The sequence below is a fragment of the Stutzerimonas sp. NM35 genome, assembly GCF_054604355.1.
In genome coordinates this window covers 3,940,017-3,964,057 of the sequence record NZ_CM137728.1, presented here as the reverse complement: position 1 = coordinate 3,964,057, position 24,041 = coordinate 3,940,017, and the positions used below count along the sequence as shown (strand labels likewise).

The following is a 24,041-nucleotide window of genomic DNA, read 5'->3' as shown; positions in this document are numbered from 1 at the left end:
CCCCTTGCGGACACCTCATCCAACCGGCTTCTGGAGTCGCGATGAAACATCATCTGGTGATCGAAGACTGGGAAGGCGATGGCGCCATTCGCCTGCCCGACGACGTTCTGCAGGAAATGGGAGTTGATGTTGGAAGCACGCTCTACCTGCTTGAGGAATATGTAGGCACCACCCGTTGCCTGGTGCTCAGTAAGACTCCGCGCATTCCTGATCGCGTTGATGAACTGGCTGGCCATTGGGAGTCGTTTGGCAAAATCTCTGCCGAGATAAACGCCAATGACGAGTGAGCTGACTACCCAGCCTGCTGCCCGCGAATCCCGGTGCTTGACGCTCTGCCATTGCCTCCTGCAAGGAGCAAAGACTTTCATGCATAGACAAGGGCCGCTAGCCTCTGGCCAACCACATTCCTGGGTTGCGCAAATGTGACAGCCCAGGACAAAAAGCAGGTTTGTGCGAACTCAGGCGCAGCACGGCTGTAATTGTGCATTCCACGCGCCGATGCGAGCGGGGGCAGCGCCAAGTACCAGTGATCTATTAACCCCCACTAAGTTACGATGATCGCTGCAGATCGCGAGCAGAACTCAGGCTCAATGAGACGACGGTAGGACGCGTCAGGGTCTGGCTAGTGGTCAAAAATCGATATCCCGGATTTCGTTTTTTGTGCCAAGGGTAACTGCCCTCGGATGTCTCTATTAGCCTTAAACTGCAAGACACAGTAAAAGACGAAACCCTTGCAGTACGGCACTTAGAGGCATTTTTGAACGCTTGTCGCCAACCAAGATTTCTGTACCGCATTGGCCTCCGAAGGGGGTCGTGGGTTCGAATCCCGCCTGGTGCGCCATCTTCATAGCAAAAAGCCCCGGATGAAAATCCGGGGCTTTTTCGTTTGGCGTGTCCCATCCTGAATAAGGTGCCTCGTCCTGGGTCATGCTGTCCTTCTTCAGCAGATCGTACAGCTCCAGTTCGTCTTACTGCTCCGGAACCTGATTGTGGATCGCAACGTGCTGACCAATCAGCGTCAGCCTTCGATCAAGTTCATTCATCAGGCGCAGCTGGGTCGCCATGACCTCCCTCTTGTTGAAGAATCCCGGCTGCTCGGTGTGAAGGCCGAAGCGGCTGTTGATCGCGGTCGGTGACATGACCTCTTGGTAGGCCTTCGACGCATGGTTGTAGATCGCGCACAGCAGGCCGCTGGTGGTCTCCGCCGGGTGAACGAACACCAGCGTCAGCCACTGTCCCGTGCGCATCTGGATGCTGCTGTCGGCAAACCCGAAGCAGGCCTCGCTGCCATCGCCCAACCTGATCCAGAACTCATGCTCGGTGGTGGTGTAGCTGCTGACGTGCATCGAGGAATGCGCGCTTCCACCCATGGAACCATAACCGCCATAGACGTACCCGCCATTGCTCGCACTATGGGAATGTGAAGCCGAGAGGTGGGTGTTGGCGCGCTTTTGCGTATCCAGAACCTGGCCGGTCAACGAGAAAAAGCGTAGTTCGTGATGAAAATGCCGGAGCCCTTCCTCAAGGAAGTTCTCGTCATCCGGCGACAAGGTGATGTCGTACATCGTGCGCACCATTTCTTCGCGCGCGGCCTTGTCGCGCTTGGCTCTCTCCTGCAATTGCGCGCGGTGAGCCTTTGCGTCTTCGAAGGCCTTCATGGCCTGGGCCTTTACGATCGGGGTCTTTTCCTTGGCGAAAGCCGAGGTTTTTTCCGTCGCTTCCTTGATGACCGGCGCAGCTTTCTGGCTGGCTTCGGCAGCAAGTTCCTTCGCGCGGTTCAGGGCCTGGGAGGCTTTTTCAGCCATTTCCGGGTTCGCCTGTACCGCCTTTTGCTTCAGGTCATCCCATAAGCTCATGTGCGTATCTCTTCATGAAAGAAAGGCCCGTTAAAGACGGACCAACTGAATACTCGACAGCGGTCTATCAGCGCTTGCCAGCCTTGCCCTGCTTCTCCGGTTTGCCTGGCTTGCGCAATCTCACGTAAAGGTCCAGGCCGCCGGTGGCGCTGCTGCCACGTGACTCCAGATCGAAACGTCTGGGCTCGGCGGCGATCAGGTCGCTGAGCTTTCTGCAGCCATACAGCCTGGGGTCGAAGGCCGGGCGCAGCTTGCTGATGTTCTGCCCGAGGGTGCCGAGCTGGATCCAGTCGTCTTCCTCGGAAAGATCGTCGAGCACCCTGGCGATGAAATCCACCGGAACCTGCTGGCAATTGATGGCATCGGCCTTGCCGAGAGGCTTGGCCACGTGGCTGACGGTCTCTTCGACCTGGGCAGCGGCGGCGGCGAGCTTTTCCGGCGAAGGCGCTTCCGGCGGCTGCTTCAGGGCGGCGGCACGGAGGATCTCGGTGTAGATGAACTTGTCACAGGCCGAGACGAATGGTGACGGCGTCTTCTGCTCACCGAAGCCATAGACGGTCAGGCCTTCCTCGCGGATGCGCGCGGCCAGGCGGGTGAAGTCGCTGTCGCTGGAGACCAGGCAGAAGCCGTCGAAACGCCGGGTGTAGAGCAGGTCCATGGCGTCGATGATCAGCGCGCTGTCGGTGGAGTTCTTGCCCGAGGTGTAGGCGAACTGCTGGATCGGCTGGATGGAGTGGTCGAGCAGCACCTTCTTCCAGCTGCCCAGGTTGGGCTTGGTCCAGTCGCCATAGATGCGCCGGACACTGGCGACACCGTATTTGGCGATCTCCTCGAACAAGGCTTCGACGATGGCCGCCGGGGCATTGTCTGCATCGATGAGTACGGCAAGAAATTTCTGCTTGTGCGGGGTGCTGGACTTGCTGGCCATGGGTCATCCCTGGAAGAAGATGTCACGACCATAACGCCGTCGTGCGGCTGCTGGCCAGAGGGCCATGCGTGCAACCCTACAACGGTCGTCATAGAAGCGTCCTGCAGTTTTCAAAAGCGCTAATGGCAAATTGACCTGAAAGGCCGTTTGCCATACTGTCCGTTGCAAATTGTGACGGAGCGCAAGGCTCTGTTTGAACGCCATATTGATCACGTTCTGGAGCAGGGATGCGCGGTGCATTGCTACGCAGTGGTAAAAGCGAGACTTTTACCGCTTTGGGGGAGACTGGGCAGCCGGTCTATCGGGCCGCCCTGCAACTGCGCGAGGCCATTCGGCGCAAGGACCCGACTCTCGTCGATCATCTGGCGATACCCCAGAGCGACGAACTGGGCAATCAGATCGACTGGTACAGCGGCATTACCGGCGATGTGATTCCCTGGACCTCGGCCACCGAAGAAGAACGCGCGCCGGCCAGGCCGCAACTCGAAAGGCTCAAGGCCGCGCTGGACGATCTCAGCACCCGCTTCCTCGGCAGCGACCCGGCTGACCAGCAGGGCGACAAGGCAGTGTTCGGCAAGCTGCTCAAGCGGGTCATCTATTTCCCCGATGAAAGTTTCGTCTACCTGGTCAACGGCAAGCCGGTACTGACCTTCTGGGGTTTTCAGCATGCCGATGCCGACCGCAGCCTGGAACCTCTGCATTGCCTGTATCCACGCAGCGAGCCGGCGCCCAGCATGCCCGTGACGCCAGCGCCGAGCGTGGCGGCTCCACTGGCGGCGGCACCCGTCGAGCAAGTGCCGGTCGTCACCCGCCCTTGGTGGCGGCGCTGGTGGTGGCTATGGCCGCTGCTGCTTCTACTGCTGACGCTGCTGTTGCTCAGCCTGCTGCGCGGCTGTATGCCGAATGCGGGCTTGCCGGACCTGCCCCAGGTGAACCTGCCAACACTGTCCACGCCGCAACTGCCGAGCGGCTCATTGCCGGCTGGCGGGCTGAGCCTGAACGGCTCAGGTGGCGCCGGCAATGGCGGGCCCAACGGCGCACCCGGATTGCCAGAGGGCAATGGAGATTCGCCAGCACCCGAGCCCACCGGGCCGGGTAACGAGCCGGAACCGAACGAGGCACCCACCGAAGAGCCGCCGGCACTGCCTGAACCGGAAGCGGAGCCTGAGCAGCCGGCTGATGAACCACAGCCCGAGCCGTCGCAGCCTGCCGAGCAGCCGCAACCACCGCAACTGCCCCTGGACCCGCAAGAGCCGCTGAGCATTCCCGAGCAGGCCGGCAACGGCCCGGCAGACTTCCTCAATGGTGACTGGCGCGCCGGCGCCGGCATCCAGGATCGCCGCACCGGCAAGCCGCTGCGCCTGCAATACCGTTTCGATGATGGCAAGGGTGAGGTCACGGTACGCCGTCCGGATGGCGTGGACTGTTCCGGCCCGGTCACCGCCGCCATGAACAACGGCAGCCTGGCCATCGACAGCCAGGGGCAAGCCGCCTGTGCCGATGGCAGCAATTACGACATGCCACAGGTCACCTGCGCCAAAGGCGCCCAGAGCATCGCGGACTGCACGGGCAGCTACGGAAACGAACGCTTCCCGATGTCCATGCGCCGTGCTGGCGAATAAGACTGGATGAATCCAATGTTGCCTGAAGTTACCCAATTCGAAGATACGGTCACCCTGATCAGCGATACCGGCATCCAGTTCATGGATTTCGCCCTTGCGCTGGACCTGCGCAAGGAGCCGCCGGGTGAATTCGCCCCACTGACCAGCGGCCTGCTGACCCGCCTGCTGTACAACGAGGAAAAGGACTTCTACTTCTACGAGCCCGAGCCGGAGAAGATCGAGAAGACCAAGCCCGCTTTCAGCCTCGACATGAAGAGCAGCCTGGACCTGCTCGACGGCCTCTGGCTGCCGATTCCCTTCTTTCGCTTCATGCCGCCCCATCGCTACGACGAAGGCCCGAGCAACTGGGCACGCATGCGATTGGTCAAGCTGCCCACGCCGGATATCGACGGCAACAGCCATCGTCTGACGCTGGCGTTCGACAGCCGGGTTATGCCCCGCCAGGACGGCACTGCCTACCTTGCGCCCAACCAGGAAGACGTCAGTTCCGGTGTCGCTTTCCGCCTGGCCTGCAACATCCGCGATACCCGCTGGTTCCTTGACCAGGGCTGGGTCAGGGAATGGCTGCTGGAAGTCTTTCGCGAAGGCAACGCGCATCGCCCGCGCGAGGAAATCGACATCGAGGTGCGCGAAAACCATCATCTGGCGCACTACCTCAACCTGCTCAGCCTGATGGCCCGCCCGGTCGCTGCACAGCAGACCAATGCCCGCGCCAAGGTGGAAATCCCGGAAATCAAGGTAGTCGCCAACGAGGTCAATGGCCAGGTCAAGCCTATCCCGGTGGATCTGGTGCTGGACGTCGGCAACTCGCGCACCTGCGGCATCCTGATCGAGAACCACGGTCAGGCGGGCTCGGGCCTCAAGCACAACTATGTGCTTGAGCTGCGCGACCTGATCACGCCCGAACACACCTACAACCAGCCGTTCGAGAGCCGCGTGGAATTCGCCCAGGCCAACTTCGGCAAGGATCAGTTCTCGGTCAAGAGCGGTCGCCACGACGCCTTCCAGTGGCCCACCATCGCCCGTGTCGGCAGCGAGGCCGGGCGTCTGGCCAGCCGTCGCCGCGGCACCGAAGGCTCGACCGGGCTGTCCAGCCCCAAGCGCTACCTCTGGGACGAAAATGCCTACGGCCATGGCTGGCGCTTCAACTGCTCCTACATCAAGGGCGACAGCGAACCCTACGCCACCGCCGCGCCGTTCTCGCACCTGATCAACGAAACCGGCGAGGCGCTGTACAGCCTCGACGAGGATGACCGCCTGCCGGTGTTCATGCCGCGCTACTCGCGCAGCTCGCTGATGACCTTCATGCTGGCCGAGGTCCTGGCCCAGGCGCTGTCGCAGATCAACAGCCCGGCCCAGCGCTCGCGCCAGGGCCACACACGAGTGCCGCGCCAGCTCAACAGCATCATCCTCACCGTGCCGCCGGGCATGCCCCAGGCCGAGCGCAGCATCCTCAACGAGCGCATGCTGCAGGCCATCGGCCTGGTCTGGAAAAGCCTCGGCTGGCACACCGGCGAGGAAGACCCGCACGAGGAAGAAGTCAGCAGCGCGCGCACACCGATTCCGAGCATCCGCGTCGAGTGGGACGAAGCCTCCTGCGGCCAACTGGTCTACCTCTACACCGAGGTCAACGAGAAATTCGCCGGTCACCCGGAAGAGTTCTTCGCCACCCTGGCGCGCCCGGACAAGGCCGACCGCGAACGCATCACCCTGGCCACCATCGACATCGGCGGCGGCACCACCGACTTGGTAATCACCGATTACCGTCTGGATCGCGCCGGCAATGGCGGCAGCGGCAGCAACGTGCATATAGTGCCGGAACAGCGCTTCCGCGACGGCTTCAAGGTGGCTGGCGACGACATCCTGCTGGACGTGATCCAGGACTTCATCCTGCCCAGCTTCGAGAAGGCTCTGCAGGTTTCCGGGGTACGCAGCCCAAGTGCGTTGATGTCGCGTCTGTGCGGCGACGAATCGGTCAGCGCCCAGGACGCCATCCTCCGCCAGCAGCTCAACCTGCAGGTCTTCACCCCGCTGGGCCTGGCCCTGCTCAAGGCTTACGAGCAGTACGACCCGGAGCATCCGCAGGAAGTCATCAGCCACAGCTATGCCAAGCTGCTCGGTGAAAAGGCGGTGAATGAAAGCGTCTGGGAGTACGTCTGCAGCGCGGTACGCCGTGAGGTGGGTGGGCAGACGCTGTTCGACCTGCTGCAGGTACCGATCAGCTTCGATCTGCAGCAACTGCACGCGGCCTTCCTCAACGACAAGATCAATCTGACCAAGACGCTCAGCGCCCTGTGCGAAGTGATCTTTCAGTATCCGTGCGACATGCTCCTGCTGACCGGGCGGCCCTCGCGTCTGCCTGGCGTGCAGGCGTTCATCCGCAAGATGCTGCCGCTGCCACCGGGGCGCATCCTGCCGCTGCAGAACTACCGCACCGGCGGCTGGTATCCCTTCCACAAGAGCGGCCTGATCGACGACCCGAAAAGCACCGCCTCGGTCGGCGCCATGCTCTGCCTGCTGTGCGCCAACCACAGCGTGCCGAATTTCTATTTCCGCTCGGCGGCGCTCAAGCCCTACTCGACCATCAAGCACATCGGCGTGATCGACCTGAACAACGTCATCAAGGATGCCGACGTGCTCTACCGCGACATCGTCTCCGAGGACGGCAAGATCAGCCTGCCACTGCTCGGTGAAGGTGACGAAACCGACACCCCGCAACTGGAGATGCGCGGTGACCTGCGCCTGGGCTTCCGCCAGTTGACCGCCGAACGCTGGGCTGCATCGCCGTTGTACACCCTGCGTTTCACCAAGGTCGGGCGCGAGAAGTTTTCCCGCGCCGATGCAGAAGGTGAAGCGCCGCTGCTGAAGATTCGCTTCCAACTCGATACCCGCGACAGACGCACCAAGAAGCAAGGCCTGATCAGCGACCGGCTGGCCATCGCCAACGTCGAATCGAATAGCAGCAAGGTCGTGTTCAACCCGCGCAGTGACCTGGAGCTGGAGCTGAACACCATGCTCGATGCCGGGCTGAGCGATACCAAGTATTGGCTGGACAGCGGAAGTGTGAAGCGCAAATGAGCAACCTGACCCCCAAACAGAACCAACTGAGCACCGCCTGGACGGCCATTCACGAAGGCGCCGGCCAGGCCCTGGAGTGGATTCACGAAGTACGCGGCAACGCACCGCGTCTGGACAGCGAGGCCGACAGCTTCAACCTCAAGCTGCACCGCGCGCGCAACCTGGCGCGCAGCCTTGGCCGGGTAGCCGGCACGCCCATGACCATCGGCTTCTTCGGCCTGTCCCAGGCCGGCAAGTCGTACCTCATCTCGGCGCTGGCGGCGAATGGCAGCGGCAAACTGGAAACCACCTACGGCGATACCCGGCTGGATTTCATCAGGCATGTGAACCCGCCGGGTGGCGGCAAGGAGGCCACCGGTCTGGTCACCCGCTTCAGCCGCACAGCGCAGTCGGGGCCGGCCAGCCATCCGGTAGAGCTCAAGCTGTTCAGCGAGATCGAGCTGGCCAAGATTCTGGCCAACGCCTGGTTCAACGACTTCAACCAGGAGCTGGTCGACTACGAACTCGACGAGCCGCGCATCGCGCGTATTCTCAAGCCCTTTGAAAGTGGCGCCATGAACGCCGCGCAGGCCGGAGTCAGCGCCGATGACGTGGTATCGCTGTGGGATTACCTGCGCGACAACTTCGAGAAGTCGATCCGCAAGCTGGAGCATCATTACTGGCCGCGGGCAATGGAACTGGCGCCACGCCTGAGCTGCACCCAGCGCGCCGAGCTGTTCTCGATTCTCTGGGGCGAGCAGCCGGAGCTGACCAACATCTATATCCAGCTGGCTTCCACGCTGCAGCGCCTGGGCCATGCGCCACGGGTGTTCGCACCGCTGAGTGTGCTGGTCAGCCGTGACGGCGAAGGCTACTCCCAGCGCGACAGCATCATGAACGTGGACATGCTCGAGCGCCTGGGCAGCAGTCGCGATCTGCCGGTCGAAGTCTGCCCGGCGCCGGGCCAGAGCCTGCTGCCGGCAGTCGGCATTCCGGTGGTGCAGCTGGCTGCGCTGACCGCCGAGATGATCTTCCCGCTCATCAACCCGACACGCGACCCGCAGGTTGAACAGGTCGATCTGCTGGACTTCCCCGGCTATCGCGGACGCCTGGGCATCCGCTCGGTCAGCGAAGCCGGCAGCCAGGCGAGCACTCAGGGCGGCAATCCAGTGTCGCAACTGTTGCTGCGCGGCAAGGTCGCCTACCTCTTTGAGCGTTATACCGACAGCCAGGAAATGAACAGCCTGGTGGTCTGCACCAGCTCGTCCAAGCAGATCGACGTCAAGGATGTCGGCCCGGTACTGACCCGCTGGATCGAAAAGACCCAGGGCGCCACCGCCCAGGAACGCGGCAAGCGCACCCCCGGCCTGATCTGGGCGCTGACCATGTTCGATATGCAGATCGGCTCCATGCTGGAACAGGACGAGAGCATGGTTCTTGCGGGCTGGGACGGCCTGCTGAAGAAGACCATGCTGGAGCGCTTCGGCCAGTACGAGTGGATCCAGAACTGGGCCGGCCAGCCATTCAACAACACTTACCTAGTGCGCAAGCCACGCCTGCCGATGGCCACTTTCGTCGAAATGGCGGAAGGCAGCTACGACGAACTGGGCATGCTGGCGCGTTATCAGCAGCAATTGCAGTTGCTGGGTCGCACCTTCGTCGAGGCGCCGGCTGTGCGTGAACACATCGCCCAGCCGGACGAAGCCTGGGCGGCGATGATGGCGCTGAACGACGGCGGCATCCAGCGCATCAGCCAGTACCTGGGCCGGGTCGCCCATCTCGACTTCAAGCTCAACCGCATCGAAGAACAGCTGGAGCGTTGCCAGGCTGACCTGCTGCACAGCCTCGACGGCTGGTATCACAAGGACGGCGAAGGGGCCTTGGCGCTCAAGCGCGCCCAGGCACAGATGATTCTGCAGGATCTGGGCCGCAGGCTACCGGTGCTCGGCGAGCTGATCGACCATCTGCAATTGCCCGGTGACAGCGTGCGCGACCTGTATCTGAGCGGCGCCTACGAAGTGGAAGAGGAAGCGCCCGAAGGCACCGAAGAGGTGGCGCAGGCCGCCCCGCAAAGTCTGTACGGCAACGATGGCGGCTTCGATTTCGGCGATGTATTCGCTGCAGACAGCGGCGCCAGCAGCTCAGCGCCAACGGCCAAGGTAGCGGCACCGCAACAGCAGAGCAGCGAGCACCGTTTCGCCAGGGCCGTGTTCAAGGCCTGGATCAGCCACCTGCGCGAGCTGAGCAACCGCCAGAACCTGCTCACGCTGCTGGGCCTTGAGCGCAAGATCGTCGAGGCCGTGGTGGACGAGCTGATCACCGCCGCCTACCGCCTCGATGTGCCCGACCAGCTCAGCCGCGCGCTGCAGCAGCGCGCGCAAAGCGGCGCGCGACGCGACCAGCTGGTGCAACGCCAGGTGCTGACAGTGCAACTGATGCTGCGCGACTACGTGTCCTGGTTCGGCAACCTGCAAAAACCAGTGGAGGAGCGACCCAAGAGCCTGATCGGCGAAAAGGATCACCTGTTCGCCTTCTATCGCCATCCGCAGCCGGGTCAGTTACCCGAGCTGCCCGCGCAGCCAGCCAACCAGTCCAAGCTGTTCCTCGGCGACTGGCTATCCGGGCTGTACCGGATCACAGAGGACAATGCCGGGCACAGCGCCGGACGCGAAATCACCATTGAACAGAATGAATGGCTGGGCCGTGTGCTGCAGTCCTTCCAAGCGAGATAATTCATGACCATACGTGTCGATCTGCTGGCCCTTGAGCCGAACATTCCCGGCCAGGCCCGGCTGGCCGTGAAGAAATGGCGCGGCGCCAGCGAGAGACTGGAGTTTTCCATCCAGCGCAACCAGGACCAACTCTACCTGCAGGGTAACCGCCAGTGGAGCAACAACCCGTTCTGGTTCCAGGTGCCGCGCTTCAACCAGGGCGCCGACGAGGACGTGCTGGAAACTCCGATCGGTCCCGAAGTGGTCGATCCCCTGCTCGAAGGCAGCGGCAGCTCCAATTACCGTATCGAGCTGCGCGAACTCGATGGCGGCCTCGCTGACCAGGGCGTGGTGCGCCCCGGCCAGGGCCTGCTGTCGTCGATTGCCGGTGGCGAAACGCGCGCCCTCTATGATGGCGGCAACCTGAGCGCCGTTCCTGAGACGCCTGCTGTGGAAATCCCGGACCTGCCGACACTGGAGCTGCCCGAGCCGCAACCTGCCGCGGAGCCGATCAGCGTCGAGCCCGAGCCGATTGTCGCTGAGCCTGTCAGCCCCGAGCCAGCGGCGAAGAAGCGCAGCCTGCTGCCGCTGATCCTGGGCGTGCTGGTTTTGCTGGCAATCGCTCTGGGCCTCTGGTTCTGGCTGAAGAAGCCGGCGGTCGAAACGCCGGTCGAGACGCCGCCCACAGCAACCGAACCCGCCGCGGCCAGCGAGCCAGTCGCCGCCGGCCCCTGCACGTTGGAAAGCATGGCCAGCCAGAGCGAGCTGAGTTTCGTGCAGAACTGCATCCGCGAGGCACCGGACAGCGCCGCGCTGCTTGAGATCATCGCCACCGCCAAGACTGCGGGCCATTGCGGTATCGCCCAGCGCCTGTACGCCAACCGCGCCCAGGCCGGCGATGTGCAGATCGCCCATGCCTATGCACGCGAATACGACCCTCAGTTCCACCAGCCCAGCACCTGCTTCGCCGAGCCGGATGCGGCCACTGCGGCCTACTGGTACGAAACCATCCTCGCCTCGGTCCCGGATGACGCCCAGGCCCGGCAACGCTTCGAGGAGCTGCAGCCGTGAGCCTGCGTATTTCCTGTGCGGCCCTGCTGGCGCTATGCGCCAGCGCCACCTTGCAGGCGGCGGACAAGCCCCTGTTGCAAGAAGGCAAGCAGACCCTGTTCCAGCGCGTGCTGACCACGCCCAACTGCCAGCTGAGCGCCACTGCCGGCGGCAATGGTGAAGCACAGCCGGCGTTCAGTCGCTTCTACGTCTACGAGCGGGCTCAGGCCGGCAACGCCGAGTGGCTGCGGGTCGGCCCGGACAGCTACGGTAAGAGCATCGGCTGGCTGCCGGCGGCCTGTACCGTGGACTGGAAGATGCAGCTGACCCTGGCCTTCACCAACCCGGCCAATCGTGACCGCCTGCTGTTCTTCAAGGAGCGTCCGACCCTGGAAGGCATCCTCGATGCGCCCGACCCGGTCAGCCATGTCGCGCCGCTGCGGGCCAAGCTCAAGCAGGGCCAGCCGGCGCCAGGCGTACTGGCTCAGGAGCCGGAATTCTTCGTCGATCTGCAGAAGGAGTTCTACCTGCTGCCGGTGCTCAGCGGCGAAGAGGTGATGAGCGAAGAAGGCTTCCGCATGCGCCTGCTCAACGTGGCCTCGGTGAGCAAGGCCGACACGCAATCCACGCCCGGCGGCAACGCGGCGGGCACGACGGGCACAACCGGCGGCACCAGCCAACCGGCCATCACCAGCCAGCTCAAGGAATTCAGCGCGGCGGTGGTGTTCGTTATCGACTCGACCATTTCCATGGACCCCTATATCGAGCGCACCCGCGAGGCGATCAAAAAGGTCTACGCGCAGATCGCCGTGGAAAACCTCGGCAAGCAGGTCAAATTCGGTCTGGTCGCCTTCCGCTCCAGCACCCAGGCCGTACCGGGCCTGGAGTACGTCAGCAAGATGTACGCTGACCCCAACACCGTCACGGACGGCGCCGACTTCCTGAGCAAGGTCGCCGAGCTCCGGCAGGCCAGGGTATCGAGCAGCAGCTTCGACGAAGATGCCTACTCCGGGGTCATGCACGCCATCGATCAGGTCGACTGGAGCCAGTTCGGCGCCCGCTACGTGGTGCTGATCAGTGACGCCGGCGCCATCGAGGGCGACAGCAAGCTGTCCGGGACCGGCCTCAGCGCCGAACAGGTACGCATCGAGGCCAGCAACCCCGGCGTGGCGATCTATACCCTGCACCTGAAGACCGCCGCCGGCCTGAAGAACCACGGCAAGGCCGAGGCCCAGTATCAGGCGTTGTCGACCTATCCGGGCACCAATACCTCGCTGTATTACCCGGTCAATGCCGGCGATCTGGACGCCTTCGGGCGCAAGGTCGATGCCCTGGCCAGCGCCATCACCAGCCAGGTCAAGGCCGCCTACATGGGCGACGAAGCCATCGGCAGCGCGCTGAATGCCAAGGCGGAACCGCAGGCCGCGAGCAGCGAAGAGCAGAAGATGCTCGACGACGCCGCGCTGATCGGCCACGCCATGCAACTGGCCTATCTCGGACAGAAGACCGGCACCCAGGCGCCGCCGGTGTTCCAGGCCTGGATCAGCGACCGCGACCTGATCAAGCAGAACCTGCCGACCACCGATGTCCGCGTGCTACTGACCAAATCCCAGCTCAGCGACCTCAGCGACGTGCTCAAGCAGATCCTCGACGCCGCCAACCAGGGCCTGATCTCGCCCAGCGAGATGTTCGAGCGCCTGCGCTCGGTGGCCGCCACCATGGGCGCCGACCCCAACCAGCTGAAGCAGGGCGACAACACCCGGCTGGCGGAGCTGGGCATGCTCGGCGAGTACCTGGAAGACTTGCCCTACCAGAGCGAAGTGCTCAACCTGGACGAGGAAACCTGGAAAAGCTGGGACGGCCTGGCTCAGGAGAAATTCATCCGCACCCTGAGCACCAAGCTGCGCCATTACCAGCGCTACAACGCCGATGTGGACCGCTGGGTAGCGCTGGCCAAGGACAGTGACGCGCGCGACAACGTGTATCCGGTTCCGCTGGAAATGATGCCCTGACCCCATGCTCGATATTCAGGGACTACGGGTGGCACGGGGCACCGGCAACCAGGCGCATCGCGTCTGTCTGCCGGCCCTGCAACTGGACCATGGCGAGATTCGCGCCATCACCGGCGAAAGCGGCTGTGGCAAGAGCACCCTGCTCGAAGCCATCGGCCTGCTGCTCGCGCCACAGGCGCTGACGCACTACCGGCTGGGACGTGAGCGGCTGGATATCCGTCAGCTGCTGCAAAACGATGACCAGCCGGCGCTGGCGGCGGTGCGTTCGCGCCAGCTGGGTTTCGTCCTGCAGAGCGGTGGCCTGCTGCCTTTTCTCAAGGTGCGCGACAACATCAGCCTGCCGCGCCGCCTGCTCGGCCTGCCCGTGCGCAGCGCCCATGTCGAAAAAGCCCTTGACGTGCTGCGCCTGCAACCGCTGCTCGACAAATATCCCCAGGCCCTGTCCATCGGCGAGCGTCAGCGCGTGGCCTGCGTGCGGGCCATCGCCCATGAGCCGCAACTGCTACTGGCCGACGAACCCACCGCGGCGCTCGACCCGCACAATGCGCGACGGCTGTTCGAGCTGCTGCTGGGCCTGGTGCGGGAGCTGGGGCTGACCGCGCTGGTGGTTTCACACGACTGGGCGCTGATCGACGAGTTCGGCCTGCCGCGGCTGGGCGCTGTCAGCAGCGAGGGGGAGACACATTTTGTCCCTGCGGCTTGATCGCTTCGCCCTGCTCGGCAGGTTGGCCCTGAGCGATCTCTGGCACGACCGCAAGGTATCGCTATGCGTGGCCGCCTCGCTGGTGGCGGTGATCGCCCCGCTGCTGCTGCTGTTCGGCCTCAAGCACGGCGTGGTCAGCCAGTTGCAGGACGAGTTGCTACGCGATCCGCGCAACCTGGAAATCAAGCTGCTGAGCAGCGGCAGCTACGACACAGCCTGGCTCACACGACTGCAACAGCGCCCGGAAACCGGCTTCGCCATCGGCCAGACCCGCTCGCTGAACACCCAGGCCGACCTGCTGGGCGCCAGCCGGCGCTTTGTCGAGAACGCCGAAATCATCCCCACCCAGGCCGGCGATCCGCTGCTCGACACGCCATTGAGCGCATTGAGTGGCAATCAGGTGATTCTCAGCGCACGCGCCGCAGAGCGTCTGGACGTCCAGGCTGGGGACTCGCTGCGGCTACGGGTCACGCGCCGGCTGAACGGCGTCAACGAGCGCGGCGAGCAGGCTTTGCAGGTGCTGGCGGTACTCGACCCGGCGCGCTTCGCTCGCCCCGCTGCCTTCGCCGCCCCCGGCTTGCTGCTGGGGCTGGAGCGTTTTCGCGACGGTTATCAGGTGCCCGCGCTGGGCGCGCACAGCGGCAATTCCGCCGAGGGCCTGGCACCCGGTTATGCCCGCGCGCGGCTGTATGCACGGGATATCGACAGCGTTGCGCCGCTGGAGCGCTGGCTGAATGCGCAACACATCGAAACCGCCAGCCGCCTGGCCGAGATCGACGCGGTCAAGGCCATCAACCATGTGCTGGGAGTGATCTTCGGGGTGATCGCCGGCGCTTCACTGGTGGGCTGTATCGCCTCGCTGATCGGCGCCTTCCTCGCCAATATCGACCGCAAGCGGCGCAGCCTGGCGCTGCTGCGCCTGCTGGGTTTCCAGCGTGGAGCGGTGGCCGGTTATCTGGTCCTGCAGGCGCTGTTTCTTGCCGGCGCCGGCTATGTCGGCGGGCTGGCCTGCTATGGCGTTGGCAGCCAATTGTTCAATCACCTGCTGGGCAGCAGCCAGGCCACCGGCAGCTTCGTCTGCGACATCACCTTCTGGCATGGGCTGATCGCCCTGTCGCTGGCGCTGCTGGTGGCCGCGCTGGTAGCCCTCGTCGGCGCATTGCGCGCCATCAGCATCGAACCTGCGGAGAGTCTGCGTGAACTCTAGAAACTGGTGCCGTTTCCTTTTGTTGCCGCTCGGTCTGGCCTGCACCCAGGCCTTCGCCGCTTGGGACGAGAAACACTTCAACCCCATGCCCGAAGCCGACGACGTGGTCCTGCCCATGCCCTGCGACGGTTCCATGGTGTTTCGCAAGGTGCATATTCCGATGGCCGGCCCGCTGGACGACTACCCCATCAACATCGGCCAGGACAGCGCTGAATGGGGCTACGTCGAGCAGACCCGCCCGGCCTTTATCGCCGGCAGCTTCACCTCCAATGGTTCAGAGAAGTCGCGCTATTACCTGCTGGCCAAATATGAAATGACCCAGCTGCAGTACCGCGCCCTGACCGACGAGAACTGCCCGACGCCCTCCAACAAGTTGCGCCTGCCCGTGGTGGCGGTCAGCTGGCTGGATGCGCTGCAGGCTTCGGACAAGTACAACCTGTGGCTGCGCCAGCACGCGGCGGACAAGCTGCCGAAGGAAGACGGCGCCCTGGGTTTCGTCCGGCTGCCGACCGAGATCGAATGGGAATTTGCCGCACGCGGCGGGCTGGAGGTCGGCACAGCCGAATTCCGCGACGGTCGCTACCCGATGGCTGAGGGGCTGAACGGCCATGAATGGTTCGCCGGCTCGCAGTCGGCCAACGGCCAGTTGCAGTTGTCCGGCCTGCTCAAGCCCAATCCGCTTGGGCTGCACGACATGCTCGGCAACGCCGACGAGATGATCTTCGAGCCCTTCCGCCTGAACAAGCTCGACCGCCAGCACGGCCAGGCCGGTGGCTACGTGGTGCGTGGCGGCAACTACCTGACCGCACAGGGCGAGATGCGCACCGCACTGCGCAAGGAAGAGCCCTACTACAACGCCCAGGGCCAGGTGAAAAACAGGACCACCGGCCTGCGCCTGGCGCTGGTGTCGCCGACTCTGACCTCGCGCGAGCGGGTCGCCAGCATCGAAAGCAGCTGGAAGAAGCTCGGCAGCGGTGATGAAGAGACTGCTGTCGCCAAGGACAAGGGTACGGTGCAGGCGCTCGAAGCACTGGCCTCCGGCGTCGAGGACCAGGCCCTGAAGGATCAGCTCAAGTCGCTGGAAAACCAGCTGCGCGCCAGCAACCAGCAGCAGGAAGAGGCGCGCGACCAGGCCATTCGCGCCAGCCTCAACCTCGGTGCCTTCCTCTGCACCAAGATGCTCGATGATGGCCAGTACCTGGATTTCCTGCAGAAGAATTACGACCTCAACTGCGCCGAAGGCGAGCAGGACCCCAGCTGCCCGATGCGCAAGGACAAGCTCGACGAACAGCAGGACCGCCTGCACAAACTCAGCCGCTACTACGCCAGCAGCCTGGTGGAGTCGGCCACCCTCTATGGCCAGCCGCTGCTACAGAAACAGCTGCCGGTGATGGAAGAGCTCATCGGTCGCAACAAGCAATTGCAGGAGCTCAAGCCCTATCTGCGCACCCACTGGGCCAACCAGAAGGCCTTCCTGCAGACCCAGAAGATCGACACCGGCGCCTGGCTGACCAGCTGCAAGACCGTATCCCGATAATCAGAAAAAAAGCACAACGCCAATACACAAGGAGCGACAACATGAAACTGAGCCAAGGTTTGTTTTCCAGGGCCGTCCTCGGCTTTGTCATGGCGGGCAGCATTCTGCTGAGCGGCTGCGCCAGCACCGGCAGCCTGCTGACCGATAACTCGGTGCCGGCCGCCGACCCGCGCCTGACCCAGGGCAGTGACGCCGCATTCTTCAGCAAATCGGGCTTCACCGCCTGCGCCGGCGCTGCCGGGGTCGGTGTCCTGGCCTGCGCCCTGTCCAATTCGAGCGACAAGGCCACTTGTGCCATCGTTGCCGGCATCGCCGCCTGCGGCGTGGCCATGGGCGCCAACTACTACTACGACCAGCGCCGTAGCCAGTACGCCAACACCGCCGAACGCCTGCAGGTGATGAGCGCCGACATTCAGAAAGACACCGAGCAAGTCGCTGCCCGTACCGAAACCATGCAGCGCGTCATTCGCGACGACGAGCAGAGCATCGCCGCCATCCAGAAGTCGATCAAGAACAAGCAACTGGACAAGGCCCAGGCCGAGCAGGAGCTGGCTGGCGTCGACCAGAACCTGGCGTTGATGCGCAAGGAGCTGGGCAACATGCGCAACAAGGTCGCCGAATACGAGAAGACCGCCAAGCTCGAGCGTGAAAGTGGCGCGGGCTCCGACGTGGCCAAGATCGAAGAGGAAATCGGCAAGATGAACCTCAAGGTCGCGGCCCTGCAGCAGGAAGTCGACGGCCTCTACAGCCAACGCTCCGCGATCACCCTGGGCTGAGAGGGTGTTTAGAAAAGTAGCGAGCGAAGATCAGGCAAGGCGAAATCAGCCGAGAAAGCGGAGTGTACGAGTAGTACATGAGCATTTTGAGGCTGATTTCAACGCAGCATGGTCGAGCGCAGTAATTTGTAAACATCCTCTGAGGCGACGCACATGAACCTTCGACTGTTGTTTCCCGCCCTCGCGGCGCTGACGCTGGCCGGTTGCGCCACCGCGCCGACCAACTGCAACTCCGCCAACAACGACGCGAGCCTGATCACCAAGATGCAGTGCGACCACTCCGGCGGCTATAGCGCGCAGATCCAGCAGCGTGAGCAGGAGCTGCTGAACGCACGCGCAGAAAACGAGCTGTTTCACCGGGTGTACGAGGAGATCAGCGCGCAGCAGCAGGCCACTCGCCAGAGTCTGGACGCCCAGCGCCAGCGGCAGGCCAGCCTGCAGCAGTCGCTGAACAGTCTGCTGAGCCAGCTCAAGAGCCAGCACGCCAGCAAGGGCCAGGTCCAGCAGCAGATCGCAGCCCTGGAACAGGACCTCCAGCGCAGCCCGACCAGCGGTGGCAGTGCTGCCGACATCGCCGCACGCCAGCAGGAACTCAAGGCGCTGCAGCAGAAGGTCAGCCGTCTGCAACTGAGCCTGGGTTACGAGTAACACGGCTCACGGCTTCCAAGGGCCGTCGCTGGCGGCCTTCATTTTTCAGGAATTCGCTTCATGCAGCGGGTGACACGCGACTCGGCAACCTATCCCCAGCAGGCGCTATCGGCACTCGACGCCAAGGTCGAGCTGATACGCCAGCATTTCCCGCCCAGCGTCGCCAGCCTGCACGCCACGCCGCGAACGGGCGACGACGGAAACCTGCAATGGTGGTCGGAGCTGGCGGGTCAGCCGCACCCCTACGCCGAACTGAACGCCGACCAGCAGCGCCGGCTGCTGGAAAAATATCACCAGCGCCAGCACGCCATCGGCCATCTGGCCAACGAGCTGCAGAACCGTGGCCAGGACGACACCGCCGCCAGCCTGCGCAGCCTGATCGGCGCACCGGACCTGGCCAATCTCTACAGCCTCAACGATGAACCGCTGGTGGTGCGCTGGGGCCTGCCGCCACCGCCTCCGGTCGCGCCAGCAGCCCCACCACTGCCGCCCCGCTCAACGCCTGCGCCGCGCAAAACCTGGCGGCTGCGCCTGTCACTGTGGTGGCTGCTGTTGCCCCTGTTGCTGCTTCTATTGCTCTGGCTGCTCTGGTTCTGGCGTGGCTACCTGCTGCATCTGATCGACCCCACGCCCATGACCAGCTATGCCTGCCAGCCGGAAGGTGCACGAGCGCCGGATTTCGCTGTGGTGCTGGATACCTCCGGATCGATGAACCTCAACATCGACGCCTCGCCCGAGGACGAGCAGTGGATCAATACGCTCGGCGGCAACCTGCCGGACACCAACCCACGCCGGGCGCGCGTCCTCAGCGAGCCAACCCGCCTGTCGGTGGCCAAGCAGGCGTTCGTCGGCATGCTCGACAACCTGCACCCCGACATCGATACCCGGCTGATCACCTTCGATGGTTGCTACAACCAGATCGACCAGGGCCTGTTCAGCCAGAGCCAGCGAGCTCAACTGAAACGCGGCGTGCAGCAGCTCGGCGCCAATGACGGAACGCCGCTGGCCAGCAGCCTGGAACTCGCCGCCAGCCAGGTCGATGGCCGTCTGCACGATGCGCTGGTGGTGATGTTCGTCGATGGCGAGGACGGCTGCGAACGCAACGCCTGCGCCGTGTCACGCAGCATAGCCCGCCAGCAGCCGCGCCTGCGGGTCAATGTGGTCAATATCAGCGACAGCGAACTCTCCAACTGCATCGCCGAGAATACTGGCGGTCGTGTGTATACCGCACGCAACGCAGCGGAAGTGGCGAGCATGCTGCGCGAGGCCAGCCAGGAAGTGTCTGCCAACCCGGGCTGCCCATGAACTGCGCACCACTGCTTCGGGCTTCGCCGTAATCGCCCGATTACGCAAACGCCCGCGGATGACCATTCAGCGGGTGCCCACCGCGCGGCGATGAACGGCTAGGGAGCGAGCCCGGCAAAGTGACAAAATGATATCACGGCTGTGCGCAGCCATTCCGATGCCCAGAGTGACTTTCCATGCCCGCTGACAAACGCTACTCCATCATTCTCGAACACACCGGCCAGGTTCTGCTCGAGCACGCCCCGCTGTCGCAGATCGAAGCGTTCTGGGACGCCAACGACACGCTCTACTTCGGCCTGCGTATCGAAGACGAGCAGAGCGATCACGCCCGTGTGTTCGTCACCGACGTGTTCCCGGAAGAGGAAGACGCCGTCTTCGCCTAGGTGTTTAGTCCGACCCGCTGCTTGTTAGGCATAATCGACTGACCGCAAGCGGAGCAACGGCATGCAGATCGACGAAGAACTGACCCTGAAGAAGCTGGAAGTGTTTCTGGCCTTCATGCGCAATAGCAGCCTGAGCAAGGCGGCCGCCGAGCTGAATACCAGCAATGTCAGCATACATCGCGCCATCCACTCGCTGGAAAGCGCGCTGCGCTGCCCGCTGTTCAAGCGCGAAGGCCGCAATCTGATCCCGCTGGAAAGCGCCTTCGTGCTGGAGGAGCGAGCCCAGCAGCTGGTCAAGGACGTCGTCGAAACGGTGCGACAGACACGCGAGGCGGCGGGCTTTTCGGCGGAACGGTTCAAGCTCGGCGCGTTGTATTCATTGACCGTGAAGACCGTTCCGCAGCTGATCATGGGGCTCAAGCTGCGCCGCAGCGAACTCAATATCGACCTGATCCTCGGCTCCAACGTGGACCTGCTCTACAAGCTGAAGAACATGGAGCTGGACGCCGTCCTGATCTCCCTCGATGACGGCCTGATAAACCCTGATTGCGAGCAATTGCTGCTTTTCGCCGATGATATCTTTCTTGCCGTACCCACCGATTCGCCCTTCGCCGAGCAGGCGGAGGTGGATCTGGCCGACCTGCGCGACGCCACCTTCATCACCCTCACTCAAGGCTTTGCCACTCATCGCGACAGTGCGCGGGTATTCAGCCAGGCAGGCTTCGAGCCGAACGTGGGCATGCAGGTCAACGACATTTTCACTCTGCTGAGCATGGTCAGCTCCGGCGTCGGTTACGCCCTGCTTCCCGGGCGTGTCGCGGCGGTGTACGAGAACCGCATCCGCCTGATCCCGCTGCAGGCCCGTTATCGCCTGCAGCAGCAGATCGGCGTGGTCTTCCTGAAAGCCAAGGAGCGCGATCCCAATCTGCTAGCGCTCGTGGCCGAATGCCGAATGTACCGTGGCAGGTCTCGCTGACAGGCCGATCCCCGCTGAATCGTTAACCTTTCCGTAACGATGCTAGGGCAGTCTTAATTGTTGCGCCCCCTTGCACACGCTAGCCTGCAGTTGGCTCGAATAAGCAAGCCTGACAACAAGAAGAAATTCCTCTGACGTAATAAAAATAATTATGAACCGCATGGCGCGGTTCTGATGTGTCAATCCAGGAGAATCCAATGAAAGCCCTACTCCGTACCTCGGTCGCGGCTGCGCTGCTGGTCGCCAGCATCCCCAGCTTCGCCGAAACCGTCCTGCGCGCTTCCCACCAATTCCCCGGCAACCAGGGCGACCCCCGCGATGAAATGGTGCAGATCATCGCGCGCGAAGTCGCCGCCGCCGATGTCGGTCTGAAGGTCCAGATCTACCCGGCCTCCTCGCTGTACAAGGCCAACGAGCAATGGGGTGCCATGACCCGTGGCCAGCTCGACATGACCGCCCTGCCGCTGGACTACGCCTCCGGTCGCGTGCCGCAGTTCTCCGCCACGCTGATGCCCGGGCTGGTCAAGAACTATGAACATGCCCAGCGCCTGAACCAGTCCGACTTCATGAAGGAAATCCACGCGCTGGCCGAGAAGAACGGCGCGATCATCCTCGCCGACGCCTGGCTGGCCGGCGGCTTCGCCTCCAAGGAGCGCTGCATCACCTCGCCCGAGACCATCAAGGGACAGGTCATCCGCGCTGCCGGGCCAGCCTTCGAAAACATGCTCGCCGCCGCCGGCGCCTCGATCTCGTCGATGCCGTCTTCGGAAATCTACACCGGCATGCAGACCGGCGTGCTGGACGCCGCCAACACCTCGAACGACAGCTTCGTCTCGTACCGCCTGTACGAGCAGGTGAAATGCCTGACCGCGCCAGGTGAAAACGCCCTGTGGTTCATGTATGAACCCGTGCTGATCTCCAAGCGCAGCTTCGAGCGCCTGACCCCGGAACAGCAGGAAGCGATGCTGGCCGCCGCCAAGAAGGCCGAGGCCTACTTCGCCGAGGAAGGCCCCAAGGGCGAGAAGCGCATGAACGAAACCTTCTCCAAGGCCGGCGTGGAAGTGGTCAGCCTGAGCAAGGAAGAGCACGACGCCTGGATGCAGGTCGCCCGCGAATCCTCCTACCAGTACTTCGCAGAGAAGGTCAAAGGCGGCAAGGATCTTCTGGACAAGGCACTCGCCGTGCAGTGATGCCCCATCACGGTCGCTTCAGCGGCCTTTCACTGCGTTCGAGCCCACCCCGTGGCTTTTGCAGTACGGCGCGGGCTCCCAGGAGTTCTTTATGTCCAGACGTTTTATTAGCGCCATCGAGGCCCTGTCGCGCCTGGGTGGCGTCAGCGCCGTCATCCTGCTGATCGTCGCCATGGTCGTCATGTGCCAGATGATCCTCATGCGCTACCTGTTCAGGGCGCCCACCATCTGGCAGACCGAGGTGGTGGTATTCGCCGCCACTGCGGCGATATTCATTGGTGCGCCCTACGTGTTGATGAAGAAGGGGCACGTCGGCGTCGATGTGATCGAGCTGATGCTGTCGCCACCCAACCGGCGTCGCATGCAGTGTCTCGGTGCGGTACTGGGCCTGACGTTCTGCCTGCTGATGAGCGCGGCCAGCGGCATCTATGTCTACGAGGCCTGGGAAGGTGGCTGGACCACCCCGACCATCGCCGCCATTCCGCTGTGGATTCCCGCAACGCCCATGCTGGTGGGCTTCTGCCTGCTGTGTCTGCAATACGTGGTGGAGCTGATGAAAATGATTCGCCCGGAACTGGCCATCTCGCCTCAACGAAACGCTGAAGGCCAGAAGGTCGAAACCATCATGCACAGCCATCAGCGCCTGGGAGAAACACCATGACTCCAACCCTTGCAGGCGTGCTGCTGATTTGTGCCTTACTGCTGTTCCTCGCCACCGGCATGCCGATCGCCTTCGCCCTGGGCTTGGCGGCCATGGGCGGGCTGTTCCTGGCGATGGGCCCGGAAGTCATCGGCGTGGTCGCGGAAACCATGTTCGCCGGCATCGGCAACCTGGCTTTCGTCTCGATTCCGATGTTCGTGCTGATGGGCGCCATCGTCGCCGGTACGCCCGCCGGCGCCGACCTGTATCGCGCGCTGGACCGCTGGATGTACAAGGTGCCAGGCGGCCTGGTGCTGTCGAACATCGGTGCCTGCGCGGTATTTTCCGGCATGACCGGCTCCAGCCCGGCGACCTGCGCAGCAATCGGCAAGCTGGGCATCCCGGAGATGATCAACCGCGGCTACCCGTCCTCGGTGGCGACCGGTTCGATCGCCGCAGGCGGCACGCTCGGCATCCTGCTGCCACCCTCGGTGACGATGATCATCTACGGCATCGCCACGGAAACCTCCATCGGTCGGCTGTTCCTCGCCGGCGTGTTGCCCGGCCTGATGCTGACGGTGATGTTCATGGGCTGGGCGATGCTCGATGCGCGGCGCAAGGGCTTCCGCTTCGGCGCCGAGGGCGTGTACTACAGCCTGCGCGACAAGCTGGCGGCGCTGCCGCGGATACTGCCGCTGATGCTGATCATCCTCGGCGTCCTCTACGTGCTCTACGGCGGCGTGGCCACGCCCTCGGAAGCGGCTGGCGCAGGCGCCATGCTTACGCTGGTGGTGGTGGTACTGGCCTACCGGCTGTTCAAGATGGGCACCTTCCGCAACATCTTCGGCTCCGGCATGCGCGAAAGCGTCATGATCATGATGATCCTGGCCTCCGCCGAGCTCTTCGCCTTCGCCCTGTCGTCGCTGTACATCACCCAGTCGCTGGCCGAGGCGATCGCCAGTCTGGAGGTCAACCGCTGGGTGCTGATGGGTGTGATCAACGTGTTCCTGCTGGTGGCCGGGATGTTCCTGCCGCCGGTGGCGGTGATCGTGATGTCCGCGCCGCTGCTGTTCCCCATCGTGGTGCAGGCCGGCTTCGACCCCTACTGGTTCGCGGTGGTGCTGACCATCAACATGGAGATCGGCCTGATCACGCCGCCGCTGGGGCTGAACCTGTTCGTCATCAACGGGATCGCCCCGCAGGTGCCGACGCGGGAAATCCTCTGGGGCGCCCTGCCCTATGCACTGGTGATGGTGCTGGCGATCATCATCCTGTGTCTGTTCCCGCAGATCGCTACCATCCTGCCGGACTACGTGATGGGTGAAGCCATCTAGAAGTGAAATGTCATCAGCCGTGTTGCGGGCCTCCTCGGAAGCCCGCTTTTTTTCACGATTGTGTCGTGGACGGCTTGGGTCTCACAAGCGACCCGCAAGCTGGGGT

General features: G+C 63.4%; 20 protein-coding genes. 17 read left to right on the top strand and 3 right to left on the bottom strand.

Annotated features, from left to right (window positions below):
- Window positions 1–41: 41 nt before the first annotated feature.
- Complete coding sequence (locus ACYCFC_RS18335; protein WP_037045104.1) at window positions 42–287, top strand: hypothetical protein; 246 nt, start codon at window positions 42–44, stop codon at window positions 285–287.
- A 411-nt stretch (window positions 288–698) separates the two neighbouring features.
- On the opposite strand, the gene ACYCFC_RS18330 is transcribed toward ACYCFC_RS18335, so the two are convergent.
- From ACYCFC_RS18330 to ACYCFC_RS18320, 3 genes are all read right to left on the bottom strand, one after another.
- Window positions 699–929: a hypothetical protein gene (locus tag ACYCFC_RS18330; RefSeq protein ID WP_459652506.1), complete on the bottom strand. Its 231-nt coding sequence runs from the start codon at window positions 927–929 to the stop codon at window positions 699–701.
- Window positions 930–968: 39 nt separating this feature from the next.
- Complete coding sequence (locus tag ACYCFC_RS18325) at window positions 969–1,805, bottom strand: hypothetical protein (RefSeq protein ID WP_459652505.1); 837 nt, start codon at window positions 1,803–1,805, stop codon at window positions 969–971.
- Window positions 1,806–1,923: 118 nt separating this feature from the next.
- Window positions 1,924–2,784 (bottom strand): NYN domain-containing protein, encoded by an 861-nt coding sequence (locus tag ACYCFC_RS18320; RefSeq protein ID WP_459652504.1) that lies wholly within the window; start codon window positions 2,782–2,784, stop codon window positions 1,924–1,926.
- Between the two features lie 227 nt (window positions 2,785–3,011).
- On the opposite strand from ACYCFC_RS18320, the gene ACYCFC_RS18315 reads away from it, so the two are divergent.
- From ACYCFC_RS18315 to ACYCFC_RS18240, 16 genes are all read left to right on the top strand, one after another.
- Window positions 3,012–4,406 carry an SrfA family protein gene (locus ACYCFC_RS18315; protein WP_459652503.1) on the top strand — a complete coding sequence of 465 codons (1,395 nt, stop codon included), beginning with the start codon at window positions 3,012–3,014 and terminating at the stop codon, window positions 4,404–4,406.
- Between the two features lie 15 nt (window positions 4,407–4,421).
- Entirely contained in the window at window positions 4,422–7,484 is a 3,063-nt protein-coding gene (locus ACYCFC_RS18310) for a virulence factor SrfB (protein ID WP_459652502.1), read from the top strand.
- Window positions 7,481–10,195: a putative virulence factor gene (locus tag ACYCFC_RS18305; protein WP_459652501.1), complete on the top strand. Its 2,715-nt coding sequence runs from the start codon at window positions 7,481–7,483 to the stop codon at window positions 10,193–10,195. Before ACYCFC_RS18310 ends, ACYCFC_RS18305 begins: the two co-directional genes overlap by 4 nt.
- Before the next feature lie 3 nt (window positions 10,196–10,198).
- Entirely contained in the window at window positions 10,199–11,245 is a 1,047-nt protein-coding gene (locus ACYCFC_RS18300) for a flagellar basal body-associated FliL family protein (protein WP_459652500.1), read from the top strand.
- Window positions 11,242–13,236 (top strand): vWA domain-containing protein, encoded by a 1,995-nt coding sequence (locus ACYCFC_RS18295; RefSeq protein WP_459652499.1) that lies wholly within the window; start codon window positions 11,242–11,244, stop codon window positions 13,234–13,236. Before ACYCFC_RS18300 ends, ACYCFC_RS18295 begins: the two co-directional genes overlap by 4 nt.
- 4 nt (window positions 13,237–13,240) lie before the next feature.
- Window positions 13,241–13,939, top strand: coding sequence for an ABC transporter ATP-binding protein (locus ACYCFC_RS18290; protein ID WP_459652498.1), 699 nt, complete (start codon window positions 13,241–13,243; stop codon window positions 13,937–13,939).
- Window positions 13,923–15,146 carry an FtsX-like permease family protein gene (locus tag ACYCFC_RS18285; RefSeq protein ID WP_459652497.1) on the top strand — a complete coding sequence of 408 codons (1,224 nt, stop codon included), beginning with the start codon at window positions 13,923–13,925 and terminating at the stop codon, window positions 15,144–15,146. Before ACYCFC_RS18290 ends, ACYCFC_RS18285 begins: the two co-directional genes overlap by 17 nt.
- Window positions 15,147–15,231: 85 nt before the next feature.
- Window positions 15,232–16,683, top strand: a complete 1,452-nt coding sequence (locus ACYCFC_RS18280) for a formylglycine-generating enzyme family protein (RefSeq protein ID WP_181083367.1) — start codon at window positions 15,232–15,234, stop codon at window positions 16,681–16,683.
- A gap of 41 nt (window positions 16,684–16,724) precedes the next feature.
- A complete protein-coding gene (locus ACYCFC_RS18275) occupies window positions 16,725–17,459 on the top strand; it encodes a hypothetical protein (RefSeq protein WP_459652496.1) in 735 nt (244 codons plus the stop codon).
- A gap of 153 nt (window positions 17,460–17,612) precedes the next feature.
- Window positions 17,613–18,107: a hypothetical protein gene (locus tag ACYCFC_RS18270; protein ID WP_459652495.1), complete on the top strand. Its 495-nt coding sequence runs from the start codon at window positions 17,613–17,615 to the stop codon at window positions 18,105–18,107.
- Between the two features lie 60 nt (window positions 18,108–18,167).
- Window positions 18,168–19,412, top strand: coding sequence for a vWA domain-containing protein (locus tag ACYCFC_RS18265; RefSeq protein ID WP_459652494.1), 1,245 nt, complete (start codon window positions 18,168–18,170; stop codon window positions 19,410–19,412).
- 176 nt (window positions 19,413–19,588) lie between these two features.
- On the top strand, window positions 19,589–19,795 hold the full coding sequence (locus ACYCFC_RS18260; RefSeq protein WP_459652493.1) for a hypothetical protein: 207 nt from the start codon (window positions 19,589–19,591) through the stop codon (window positions 19,793–19,795).
- A gap of 61 nt (window positions 19,796–19,856) precedes the next feature.
- Window positions 19,857–20,771, top strand: coding sequence for a LysR family transcriptional regulator (locus tag ACYCFC_RS18255; protein WP_459652492.1), 915 nt, complete (start codon window positions 19,857–19,859; stop codon window positions 20,769–20,771).
- 197 nt (window positions 20,772–20,968) lie between these two features.
- On the top strand, window positions 20,969–21,961 hold the full coding sequence (locus tag ACYCFC_RS18250; protein ID WP_014854594.1) for a TRAP transporter substrate-binding protein: 993 nt from the start codon (window positions 20,969–20,971) through the stop codon (window positions 21,959–21,961).
- Between the two features lie 91 nt (window positions 21,962–22,052).
- The gene (locus ACYCFC_RS18245; protein WP_459652491.1) at window positions 22,053–22,622 is read left to right on the top strand and encodes a TRAP transporter small permease subunit; all 570 of its coding nucleotides are present in this window, start codon (window positions 22,053–22,055) and stop codon (window positions 22,620–22,622) included.
- A complete protein-coding gene (locus ACYCFC_RS18240) occupies window positions 22,619–23,935 on the top strand; it encodes a TRAP transporter large permease (RefSeq protein ID WP_459652490.1) in 1,317 nt (438 codons plus the stop codon). Before ACYCFC_RS18245 ends, ACYCFC_RS18240 begins: the two co-directional genes overlap by 4 nt.
- Window positions 23,936–24,041 lie beyond the last annotated feature (106 nt).